10 protein-coding genes are annotated in these 12064 nt (G+C 56.9%); 3 read left to right on the top strand and 7 right to left on the bottom strand.

The window, feature by feature from the left end:
* Window positions 1-3 precede the first annotated feature (3 nt).
* Window positions 4-765: an amino acid ABC transporter ATP-binding protein gene (locus CUC55_RS12810; protein WP_103088100.1), complete on the top strand. Its 762-nt coding sequence runs from the start codon at window positions 4-6 to the stop codon at window positions 763-765.
* Between the two features lie 41 nt (window positions 766-806).
* Window positions 807-1685, top strand: a complete 879-nt coding sequence (locus CUC55_RS12805) for a shikimate dehydrogenase (protein WP_067647757.1) — start codon at window positions 807-809, stop codon at window positions 1683-1685.
* Window positions 1686-1697: 12 nt separating this feature from the next.
* On the opposite strand, the gene CUC55_RS12800 is transcribed toward CUC55_RS12805, so the two are convergent.
* Complete coding sequence (locus tag CUC55_RS12800) at window positions 1698-2393, bottom strand: TetR/AcrR family transcriptional regulator (RefSeq protein WP_103088099.1); 696 nt, start codon at window positions 2391-2393, stop codon at window positions 1698-1700.
* Between the two features lie 121 nt (window positions 2394-2514).
* Here CUC55_RS12800 and CUC55_RS12795 point away from each other — a divergent pair, with 121 nt between their 5' ends.
* A complete protein-coding gene (locus tag CUC55_RS12795; RefSeq protein ID WP_103088217.1) occupies window positions 2515-4413 on the top strand; it encodes a bifunctional sugar phosphate isomerase/epimerase/4-hydroxyphenylpyruvate dioxygenase family protein in 1899 nt (632 codons plus the stop codon).
* A 6-nt stretch (window positions 4414-4419) separates the two neighbouring features.
* Here CUC55_RS12795 and CUC55_RS23640 read toward each other — a convergent pair whose 3' ends face one another.
* The 6 genes from CUC55_RS23640 to CUC55_RS12765 form a co-directional block, all read right to left on the bottom strand.
* Window positions 4420-5202: a glucoamylase family protein gene (locus CUC55_RS23640; protein WP_425352832.1), complete on the bottom strand. Its 783-nt coding sequence runs from the start codon at window positions 5200-5202 to the stop codon at window positions 4420-4422.
* A gap of 650 nt (window positions 5203-5852) precedes the next feature.
* Window positions 5853-7577, bottom strand: a complete 1725-nt coding sequence (locus CUC55_RS12785) for an acetyl/propionyl/methylcrotonyl-CoA carboxylase subunit alpha (protein ID WP_103088098.1) — start codon at window positions 7575-7577, stop codon at window positions 5853-5855.
* Window positions 7574-9193 carry a 5-oxoprolinase subunit B/C family protein gene (locus CUC55_RS12780; protein WP_103088215.1) on the bottom strand — a complete coding sequence of 540 codons (1620 nt, stop codon included), beginning with the start codon at window positions 9191-9193 and terminating at the stop codon, window positions 7574-7576. The genes CUC55_RS12785 and CUC55_RS12780 overlap by 4 nt, the downstream gene beginning before the upstream one ends.
* Before the next feature lie 7 nt (window positions 9194-9200).
* The gene (locus CUC55_RS12775) at window positions 9201-10010 is read right to left on the bottom strand and encodes a putative hydro-lyase (RefSeq protein WP_103088097.1); all 810 of its coding nucleotides are present in this window, start codon (window positions 10008-10010) and stop codon (window positions 9201-9203) included.
* A 9-nt stretch (window positions 10011-10019) separates the two neighbouring features.
* A complete protein-coding gene (locus tag CUC55_RS12770) occupies window positions 10020-10787 on the bottom strand; it encodes a LamB/YcsF family protein (RefSeq protein WP_067647745.1) in 768 nt (255 codons plus the stop codon).
* Between the two features lie 10 nt (window positions 10788-10797).
* Window positions 10798-12039 carry an NRAMP family divalent metal transporter gene (locus CUC55_RS12765; RefSeq protein ID WP_103088096.1) on the bottom strand — a complete coding sequence of 414 codons (1242 nt, stop codon included), beginning with the start codon at window positions 12037-12039 and terminating at the stop codon, window positions 10798-10800.
* Window positions 12040-12064: the final 25 nt, after the last annotated feature.

The following is a 12064-nucleotide window of genomic DNA, read 5'->3' as shown; positions in this document are numbered from 1 at the left end:
ACCATGCCGCAAACCACCGCCGCACAGGTTCCGCTGATCGCCCTCGAAGGGGTGGAAANGTGGTATGGAGCCTTTCATGCGTTGAAAANCATCGACCTCACGGTCCGCAAAGGCGAGAAGATCGTTCTTTGCGGGCCGTCAGGTTCCGGCAAATCCACGCTGATTCGCTGCATCAACCATCTGGAGGAAATTCAGAAAGGTAGGATCACCGTTGAAGGAACTCAGCTTACATCATCCGCCAGTGCCATCGACACAGTGCGGCGCGAGGTGGGCATGGTGTTTCAGAATTTCAATCTGTTTCCTCACAAGACCATTCTGGAAAACTGTACGCTTGCACCCATGCGTGTCAAAGGTCTCTCAAANGCAGACGCAGAGACGACCGCACGCAAATATCTGGAGCGCGTACGCATCCAGGATCAGGCGGAGAAATATCCGGCACAGCTATCCGGCGGCCAGCAGCAACGTGCCGCCATTGCACGGGCATTGTGCATGGAGCCGAAAGCTATGCTGTTCGATGAACCGACGTCTGCGCTGGACCCTGAGATGGTCAAGGAAGTGCTTGATACCATGATTGGCCTGGCCCGCGATGGGATGACCATGATTTGCGTGACCCATGAAATGGGTTTTGCGCGGCAGGTGGCCGACCGTGTGGTGTTCATGGCGTCCGGTGAAATCATCGAGGAAGCACCCCCGGAAGAATTCTTCCGCAAGCCACAAAACCAGCGCACCCGCACCTTCCTCGGCGAAATTCTTGCCCATCATTGAACTGCGCCGCAGTTGCCTCGTCTTATGAGTAATTCCCCGCCATGACAGACAGAACCTCCTTGAAAGTCGGCCTGATTGGCGCCGATATCCAGCTCTCCAAAACGCCTGCTATGCACATGCGTGAAGGTGAAGCGCATGGAATCGACTATTCCTATGAGTTGATGGACATCAACTGCAGAGGACTGTCGGAAAGCGCTTTGCCTGCCCTGCTGGATGAGGCGGAAGCGAAAGGTTTTGCTGGCGTCAACATTACCCATCCTTTCAAGCAGTTGGTGATTCCTCTCCTGAATGATCTGTCGGATGATGCGCGCATGCTGGGTGCCGTCAACACAGTGGTCTTTCACGATGGTCGGCGCACTGGCCATAATACCGACTGGTACGGCTTTTACGAAAGCTTCAAGCGGGGATTGCCGGACGCCAAGCGGGACCGCGCGCTGTTGATCGGCGCGGGTGGTGCAGGCGTCGCCGTTGCCCATGCAGCGCTGAAATTGGAAATCGCTCGTCTCGATATCTACGATCAGGATGTGAAACGCGCCGAGCAATTGGCAGATAAACTGAACGCACGATTTGGCGATGGCCGGGCTTTTGCGGTTGATGCTCCTGAAACCTCAATGCCCCATGCGGATGGTCTGATACACGCAACGCCGATGGGTATGCCCGCTCATCCCGGCATGCCGGTGCGTGATGATTTGATCAATCCTCGGCACTGGGTGGCCGACATTGTTTACATGCCGTTGGTCACTGCGCTGCTGGCCGCAGCTATGTCAAAAGGTTGCCAGACACTGCCCGGCGGCGGCATGGCGGTTTTTCAGGCAGTGGGTGCCTTCCGGCTGTTTTCCGGCCAAGAGCCCGATCCGGTGCGCATGAGTGCACATTTCAAGGAGCTCTGCGCCGATGAGAATGTGGCATCAACGGCGTGAAATCCCATGTCTTCACTCGCCGACAAGGTCGGTATCCCTGATATGATCGACGCGAAGCACGTAACGCATCACCATATCTGTGACATGCTTCGAAAGAGCGTCCTGACCATCGTCGGTAAACAGGCCGCTGCCAAAAATGAACGAGAAGGTGGCAGCGTTCGATACATTGAAAAAGGACAGCGCACTGATGTGCCAGTGCAGTTCGAGCGCTTCGATGCGTTTGCGAAAAACACCTTGCTTTTGACCGCGCGCCAACACGTTTTCCAGCGCTTCAATGGCTGGACGGTTGAGTTGCCGGATCGCCTCAGAACCCTGCATGTGGCGCCCGTGATGGACGTTTTCGATCATGACCATACGGATGAAATCAGGATTGCGTCGGTGGTGGTCGAAGGTGAAGCGACAAAGCTTTTCCAGCGCGGCCAATGGCTCCAAGCTATCCAGTTCAAGATCGCTTTCGCCGCCGCGCACCTTGGCGTAGGCCTCTTCAAGCACCTGTTGATAGAGCCCTTCCTTGTCGCCATAATAATAATAAATCATGCGCTTGGAGGTTCGGGTTCGCGCCGCAATTTCATCAATGCGCGCGCCAGACAGGCCGTTTTGCGAAAACTCGTCCATGGCGACGGAAAGAATGTCGCGGCGCACGCCTTCAGGGTCGCGCTTCGTCTGCCGCGTACCACTGATACCGTTGGAAATCACGGTTTNCGTCATTGTCCACCCATCAGCGCTCAGCCAATCCCAAACCGAAGCCGTCATTATTAACCAATCAGTACATAACACTGGAAAGGAAGGCAATATGGTCATCTCTGGCACAGAGCAGCAAAAGCTGCCGATGCGGACCTCCATCGCAACCGTTTCCATCAGCGGTGAATTTCCCGAAAAACTTTCCGCCATTGCAAAAGCAGGTTTTGCAGGCGTTGAAATCTTCGAAAATGATTTNCTAACCTATGACGCGTCCCNGCGCGAAGTACGTGAAATGGTTCGTGATCACGGCCTCGAAATCACACTTTTTCAACCTTTTCGCGACTTCGAAGGCATGCCGGACCATCACCGGCAACGTGCGTTCGAACGCGCTGAGCGTAAATTCGACATCATGGGTGAACTCGGCACAGAGCTGATGCTGATATGCTCCAACGTCTCGCAGATATCGCTCGGCGGCGTGGATCGCGCAGCCAACGACTTTAACGAGTTGGGAGAGCGAGCAGCCAAACACGGCCTGCGCGTCGGTTATGAGGCTTTGGCATGGGGTCGCCACATCAGCGATCACCGTGATGCCTGGGAAGTTGTCCGCCGCGCCGACCACAAGAATGTCGGCATTATCCTGGACAGTTTCCACACGCTGTCGCGCAAGATCGATCCCAATTCGATCCGCTCCATTCCCGGCGACAAGATCTTCATCGTGCAATTGGCGGATGCTCCCCTCTTCGATATGGACCTGCTTTACTGGAGCCGCCATTTCAGAAACATGCCGGGTGAAGGTGACCTCCCCGTTGTTGAATTCATGCGGGCGGTTGCCGCAACGGGCTATTCCGGACCACTCTCGCTGGAAATTTTCAACGACCAGTTCCGTGGCGGTTCTGCCAGACTGCTTGCGGAAGACGGCCACCGCTCACTCATCAACCTGATGGATCAGGTGAAGCGTCAGGAGCCGGATATTCGCATCGGGGTACCCGAAATGCCAAATCCCGTCGAGACGACGGGTGTGGAGTTCGTGGAATTTACGACGGGGCAAACCGAAAAAGCAGACCTTGAAAAACTGCTCAGTACGCTCGGCTTCAACAAGTCGGCCCGCCACTGCAACCGCGAGGTCGAGCTTTACACACAGGGCAACATCCGTATCGTCATCAATACGGATAGTACCGGCGACAGCTTCGCCGGCGCATCCTATTCCGTTCATGGCACGAACGCATATGCATTCGGCCTCAAGGTCGAGGATGCGAATGCCGCAATGGAGCGAGCAGCAGCCTTGGGTGCTCCAACCTTCTTCGAGCCGCGCAAAAGCGGCGAGGCATCCATTCCGGCCATCCAGGGCGTCGGCAATGGCGTCATCTATTTCCTCGATGACTCTCCGGCACTTTCGTCCATCTGGAAACAGGAATTCGTGCCTATTGCCTCAAACGAAAAGGCCAATGCGGGATTGACGCGGATCGATCACCTTGCGCAGACAACTCGATACGATGAGATGCTGACATGGCTACTCTTCTACACGTCGATATTCTCGATGCGCCGAACGCCCATGGTCGATGTCGTGGAGCCTGGTGGGCTCGTTCGCAGCCAGGCAATAGAAAGCCGCCCCAGACCCGATTTCCGATTGACGATGAATGGTGCAGACAACCGCAAGACGTTTGCGGGCAAATTTTTGGCGGAAGGCTTTGGCACAAGCATTCAGCACATAGCGTTCTCCACGGACGATATCTTCGCGACCGCAACGGAGCTCAAAACATGCGGCTTTCAGGCACTGCCAATTTCGCGCAATTATTATGATGATCTGGAAGCGCGTTTTGGACTTGAACCGGAACTGTCAGATGCACTGCGCGCCTCCAGCATCCTTTACGACCGCGATGACAATGGCGAATACTTCCAGATCTACAGTCAAACCTTCGGTGAAGGTTTCTTCTTCGAAATCGTGGAACGGCGTGGCCAGTATGTTGGCTACGGTGCAATGAATGCACCATTCCGCATTGGTGCGCAAAGGCGATTGGCGCGACCGGAAGGCATGCCGCGCGACTGAGCCTCTTCAGACGTGGTCTTGAGCGTCTGGCTGAACGGATGTGGTGAAGCCAAGGCGGGAGAGACCGCGCTGAACCTCCGGAGCGCCCATGAACAAGGCCCACAGCACGCCGGAACGGTAATTCTCCAGCATGGCCACGACCGGTCCCTGGTCGATGGCAAGATGGGTCTGGGCAATCCAGCCTGTGCCTGGGGAAAAAGCATCGACAAAGCCATATCTGCCTACGAGCTTGCCATCTGCGTAGCTCAGAAAGGCGCGTGCCGCAGCCGTTGCTTCTTCGGGGCAGACCGGGAAACTCGACAAGGCGGCGGCTGGCGAAATCACGTCATTGTCTTGCGTCGGGGAATGCACCTTGTAACCCTTCGGACCATCGCTGGCCGTCATGCCCCACAGGTCCGTGCCCGGATATTTNGATTGGCAGTAGTCGTAATTGATCCTGGTGTGTGCCTCAACCTGCTGCCGGTAATCGCAGTAACGATCCGACAGGCGTCTCGGGTCGAGACAACAGAACGAATATTGCGATAGAAAANGCGGCCCCCCAAATGGCTCTCCCAATGGCAAAACTGTTCCGAGATAGGTGTTGCCATTGATCATGGCGCCGGAACGCGCCCAACCTTGATGATAATGAACCGGGTCGATGGAATGCTGCCTGGCACCGGCCGCCAGGACATAACAGACCAGTGCTTCGTTCCATCCGCTGATGGCGATATCGAAGCACCACCTATATTTCGCGCTCCAGTGCCACCAGAGAGGACCGTCGCTTCGCCGTGTGTACCACTTCCATTCCACCCCTGTGATCAGGTCTTGCGCGAGGCTGCGAAACCTCGTTTCTGCCAGCGTCGGGCGGGAAAAATACTCACGGGCGCAGATCAGGCCCTGCAAAAGAAATGCCGTCTCGACCAGATCGCCGCCATCGTCCTTGGGGCTGAATGGAATGACCTCACATGTGTCGGCATGAAGAAAATGCGCGAATGCGCCGTGAAATCTCTTCGCCTTGCTCAACGTTCGTACAATGGTCGTGACACGGTCGAGCGCCTGATCGCGCGTGATCCACCCTCGCTCGGCACCGACGATGATGGCCAGAACTCCGAACCCCGTGCCTGAGATCGAAGCAATCTCGTTTATTGATGTCCCATCCGCCCGCAACCTGTCTCTAACCAAGCCAGACACCGGATGGCTACCGAGCCAAAAATATTCGAATGTCCGGCGATGGATTTCATCAATATCATCGGGAACGGAGTGCTGCAGAGCCTGTGGCTGGCCGTCGAATGTATTGATCCTGGTGTCCAAAATGCTGCCCGATATTTNAATGGTACGATCTTAAACGGAATAATCGAACCATTGATAAAGTGGCTATGGGGCGCAAATACGGAAACGTCCGGGTCTTGGAAATGGCGTCGCCCCATGAGCATGAGACGCGCCGCTCCCTTTAACGACGACTATTCGAAAACGATCACCACATCGCCAGACTGTAGGTAATCGCCTTCTTTGGCTTGGATGCGAACCTTGCCGGATTTGGGTGCCGTCACCTGCGTCTCCATTTNCATGGCTTCCATGACAGCGACGAGATCACCTTCCGACACCGTGTCCCCATCCGCGATCTTAAAGGACTGCAACGTGCCGGAAACCGGCGCCGTGATACCATCCACCTGCGGCTTTGTCGCTGTAGCCGACGATAAAGCGCCGTTGCCTGCGCCGCTGAAACCCGCCAGCAAGAGATGCGGCAGGCCAACTGCCACGCGCTTACCATCGATTTCCAGCCATGTCCGAGTGACGGATGCATCGTCAACGGGTTTCGGACGCTCCATAGCGTCCGGCATGTCGGCAAAATCGGTTTCTATCCAGCGGGTATGAACCTTGAACCCGTCAGCACCGATAAANTCATCCGTATCGATGGCGGCGCGATGGAAAGGCAGAACCGTGGCGACGCCTTCGATACGGAATTCCTTCAGCGCACGGCGGGCGCGGCGCAACACCTGATCGCGATCTACGCCGGTGACAATGAGTTTTGCCATCAGAGAATCGAAAACGCCGGGGATCGTCGATCCGGTGACGACGCCGCTGTCCAGGCGAATGCCGGGGCCAGATGGGGGATCGAACACGGTGATTGCGCCGGGCGTCGGCAAAAAGCCACGGCCGGGATCTTCCGCATTGATGCGGAATTCCATTGAATGGCCGCGCGGCTCCGGTGTTTGCCGGATGCGCAACGACTGGCCTTCGGCCACGCGAAACTGCTCGATCAAGAGATCGATGCCCGTCGTTTCTTCCGTGACCGGATGTTCCACCTGAAGGCGCGTATTGACCTCCAGAAAGGAAATCGTGCCATCAACGCCCAAAAGAAATTCCACGGTGCCAGCACCGGAGTAACCTGCAGCCTCACAGATCGCCTTGGCGGAATCATGGATTTTTNGACGTTGTTCGGATGTCAGAAACGGTGCGGGAGCTTCTTCGATCAGTTTCTGATTGCGGCGCTGGAGCGAACAATCACGCGTCCCAAGCACCACGACGTTGCCGTGTTTATCAGCGATGACCTGCGCTTCGATGTGGCGCGGGCGGTCCAGGAACCGCTCAAGGAAACACTCGCCACGCCCGAAGGCTGCTGTGGCTTCCCGCACAGCGGACTCGTAGAGATCGGCAATCTCTTCCATCTTCCACGCGACCTTTATGCCGCGCCCGCCACCGCCATGTGCCGCCTTGATGGCGACGGGCAGGCCGTGTTCTTCCGCAAAAGCAATGACTTCCGCCGACGTCGAAACCGGTCCATCACTGCCCGCAACAAGAGGTGCGCCAACGCTGGTGGCAATGCGGCGCGCTTCGACCTTGTCGCCCAAAACCTTGATGACATCAGGGTCAGGACCGATCCAGATCAGGCCCGCATCGATGACGGCTTGCGCGAATTCGGCACGTTCAGAGAGGAAACCATAGCCAGGGTGAACCGCATCGGCACCAGAACGCCTGGCAATGGTAATAAGCTTTTCGATATCGAGATAGGTTTCCGCAGGCCGCACGCCTTCCAGCCCATACGCTTCATCTGCAAGACGGACGAAAAGCGCGTCCTGATCCGGGTCTGCATAGACAGCCACGGACCCGATATCATAGTCACGGCAGGCACGGATGATACGCACCGCGATCTCGCCGCGATTGGCGATCAGGACTTTTTTCATGGCTTGTCTCCCGAAAATTTTGTGTTCTCAGTTGCCGGAATCTCGGCGAATGGCCCAAGCGGGCGAAACTGGATTTTAGCGTTGATCGGTATCTGGCCAGCCAGATCAAGGTGATGCTCGGCAACCGCGCCGATGACCGGATAGCCGCCCGTCAGCGGATGGTCGGCGAGAAACAGAACCGGTTGGCCGCTATGGGGAATCTGAATTGCGCCGGTGGCCGTACCTTCGCTTGGTAGCTCCGCACTATCCTTGCGCTCCACCGGGACNTCGCCGGCAAGGCGAATGCCGACGCGGCTCGACTGTGGCGTGACCTGCCAGAGTTGACTTGTCAGCGTTTTCATTCCGTTTTGTGTAAACCAATCGGTGCGTGGACCATAGATGACATCGAGTGTCACGACCTCGCCTGCCTTTGGCAGATCGAAGGCGGGAACTTCATCGATGGAAACGCTCGATAAGCCAGTTTTCTGGTTTCGAAGATTGACCACCGAACCGGTAACGACATTCTCCGGTCCGACAACGGCCAGCGTATCCGTTGCAGCACTTCCCAGAACCGGAGCAACCTCGAAACCGCCGCGAACCGAGAGATAACAGCGCATGCCGCTGGTGGGATTGCCGAATGTCACGACATCACCGGGTTCCAGAGAGATCGGCGCATAGGGGGTGGCCTCGAAGCTGTAGGCTGCCGATGTAACGGTTATAACGCAGGAAGCACCTGCCACGCCGATCACGGCCCGGGTTGCGCTTTTGAAAGAAAAGCCCCCCAGCGTCAGCTCAAGACAGGGGGTGTTGACGGGATTGCCGACGATGCGGTTTGCCGCGTTAAAGGCAGAACGGTCGAGTGCACCAGAAGCCGATACGCCCTGGCCCGTCTGCCCGAAGCGGCCAAGGTCTTGAAAAATAGCGGGCACAGGTGCTGCCAGCACTTCGAAATGTGCGGCGTCTCTGTCTGGCACGGTTTTCGGGGCAGCAGATCTTGTAGCGGGAGCCTCAGTGCTGCGCCCTGCTTTGTCCATGTCGAAGAAACGGACACGGTAACCGGGCTGGAGCAATGCGCCGGGGTCGCGCTCGATATCCCACATTTNCAGTGGCGTGGTGCCCAGTATCTGCCAGCCACCTGGGCTGTTTTGTGGATAGACACCACTGAAAGCACCAGCAAGGGCGACCGATCCGGCGGGAATGCGGGTGCGAGGGCTCTGACGCCGAGGCACATGCAGCGCTGGATCACCACCCACCAGATAACCAAAGCCAGGTGCAAAGCCGCAGAAGGCGACGGTGAATTCGCTTTCCGTATGGCGACGAATGACGTCTTCGACACTAAGGCCCGTCAGTTCCGCGACGTCGGCCAAATCCTCGCCATCGTAGTGAACCGGAATTTCCACCAGCTTGTCCGATGGTGCTATCTTGGCAGACAGATCACGCGTGGCAATTCTGGCCGCCAATGCTTGCGCCTCGATTTTTNCCGGACGGAAACGGATCATCAGCGTACGGGCAGCAGGAACCGTTTCCTCGATGCCTTCGATGGGGTCGGCCTCAAGCGATGCGAAAAGCGCAAGCGTCTGGTCGAGATCGGCAAGCTCCACCAGAATGGTGGTGAGGCTGACGGGTAAAAAACGCATCTTGGCCTCACGCATGATAGGCAGAATCGGGAATGTCGGTGATGAACATATGCCCGGGGNAGTGGGTGATCGCAANTGGCACGCCCGATGCCATGACCGCCGCTTGAGGCGTGACACCGCATGCCCAAAACACCGGAACTTCACCGGGTTCGATACGTACTGCATCGCCGAAGTCCGGCTTTGAAAGGTCGGTAATGCCGATATCTTCATGGGAGCCGACGTGGACGGGTGAGCCATGCACAGCGGGAAAACGCCCCGAAATAGTCGCGGCATCCGCCACCCGCGCAGCAGGTATAGGCCGCATGGAAACGACCATGTTACCCTTCAAGCGACCAGCTGGACGACAAGGTTGGTTCGTCAGATACATCGGCACATTACATTTGTCCTTCATATGGCGGATTTCGATGCCCGCTTCGACCATCGGCGTTTCAAAGGTGAAACTACAACCGATCAGGAACGCTACGAGATCATTCCGTTCAGCCCAGGCGCTGGTAGCATCTGCCGTTTCCTCGACCAGCTTACCGTCCCGCCAGATGCGGTAGAGCGGCAAATCGGTGCGGAGATCGGCACCGGGCGCGAGCAAGGTGGTCGGCACACCAGGATCGGACACGTCGAGAACCGGGCAAGGCTTTGGGTTGCGCTGCGCGTATAATAGAAAATCGAAAGCCCAGTCACGCGGTAGAACGATCATGTTGGCCTGCGTGAAGCCCGGAGCGATGCCCGATGTCGGGGCGACCAAACCGTTGCGATAATCGCCACGCGCCTTGCGGGCGACCGTTGCGTCCGTGTGGTTCAGATAGGATATGGGGATCGTCATGACCGCTCCTTACATGCTGGAGGCGAACGAGCCGATAGCGATGCCATCGGTCTCGAACCGCTTTCGAATTTGTTGGGCGATGGCAACGGCACCGGGGCTATCGCCATGGACGCAGATGGATTGGGCTTCGATTTTGATGATGCTGCCGTCGATGGCTTCGAGCGTACCCTCCCGGGCAAGCTGGACCATACGGGCCGCAATTTTCTCTGCATCATGCAGCACGGCACCGGCCTCGCGGCGGGAAACAAGCTGGCCCTGCGGCGTGTAGGCGCGGTCCGCGAAGGCTTCCGCAACCACTGACAAGCCGGACTTGCGGGCAAGCTCAAGGATAGGTGCGTTGGCAAGCCCCATAAGCACCAGCGACGGGTCGATGGCCTTCATGCCATCGATCACCGCCTGGCCTTGCTTCGCATCATTGGCGATGCGGTTATAGAGCGCGCCGTGGGGCTTGACGTAACGAACGGCAGTTCCGGCGGCAGCAGCAATGCCTTGCAGCGCCCCGATCTGATAGATGACATCGGCGATCAGTTCTTCCGATGTGACGTCCAGATCGCGGCGNCCGAAGCCGACGCGGTCCGGATAAGAGACATGCGCTCCAACGACCACCCCATTCTCAGCAGCGGCTTTGACCGTGCGGTAGATACCCGCCGGATCACCCGCGTGGAAACCACAAGCAATGTTGGCACTGGAAACGACCAACAACATCGCGCTGTCATCCCCCATGCTCCATGCACCGTAGCTTTCGCCAAGATCACTGTTCAGATCGATGGACGCCATGTCTCTCTCCTCATGCTGTCAAAAGTGCGAAGATCGGGCCAATGGATTTATAACCCATATACCAGGTCAGGGCGCAGACGATCACACCAAGCACAAGAAGCCAGCGTGGATAGCGATATCCTTCCATCAAATCGGACCGGGCCCAGGCTGCGTAAATGAAGATCGACAGACCGATTGGGAGAATGAGTCCATTCAGGCCACCGACGAATACCAGCATCTGTGCTGGTGGCGTGGTGATGACCATGTAGAAGAAAAGAGAAACTGCGATAAAGATAACCGTCGCAATATTGCGACCGCGCTCGGTGATATCCTTGTTGAAAACAGTGATGAAGGAAACCGAGGTGTAGGCAGCGCCGATAACCGACGTGATGGCTGCGGCCCAAAGAACGATGCCGAATATTCTTAGACCGATATCTCCTGCGGCAACCTGAAAAGCCTGCGCAGCTGGATTTGCACCCTTTCCTGAAACGTCGATGACGACGCCACTGGCAACAACACCAAGAATGGCCAGAAAGAGGACGTAACGCATGACACCCGTCACGGCGATGCCGGTCAGGGCCGCCCGGTTGACGGAGCCGAGATTCTCGACGCCGACCATGCCCTTATCCAGCAAACGATGGGCACCGGAATATGTGATATAGCCACCGACCGTACCGCCAACGATGGTCGTGATCGTGGCAAAATCGATTGTAGACGGCAGGAATGTCTGGAAAAGCGCCTCCCCGACGGGGGNACCTGAAGCAAAGGCAACATAGATCGTCAGCACGATCATCAAGATACCGGCGAAGATGATAAACCGGTCGACTGCCATGCCTGCGCGTTTGGAGAGAAAGATGCCGATGGCCAAAAGTGCGCTGAGCGCGCCGCCCCATTTTGGATCAAGGCCAAGCATCGCATTCAGTCCAAGGCCGGAGCCACCGATATTGCCGATGTTAAAAAACAATCCGCCAACAATGACGAGAATAGCAAGCACATAACCAGAGCCGGGTATGGCTGAATTGGCGATGTCAGATGCTCGCATGCGCGTCAGCGTCACGATGCGCCAGATGTTCAACTGGACGACGAAATCGATGACGATCGAGGCAAGGATTGCAAAGGCGAAGGCCGAGCCGAGCTTGGCGGTAAAGGTTGCTGTCTGCGTAATGAAGCCGGGCCCGATAGCAGATGTGGCCATCAGGAATATCGCAGCAGTAAGAGACGCTCGTCGTGACCGCGCAAACTCGACGGTCTGGGCAATTTTTGTTTGCTCCATGGATTTTCTCCTTATTGCATTCCGC

Origin of the sequence: Agrobacterium bohemicum, from assembly GCF_002896715.1 — a bacterium.
GTDB lineage: Bacteria > Pseudomonadota > Alphaproteobacteria > Rhizobiales > Rhizobiaceae > Agrobacterium > Agrobacterium bohemicum.
The sequence above is the reverse complement of the archived record's forward strand: the minus strand, read 5'-3'. Positions and strand labels throughout refer to the sequence as shown.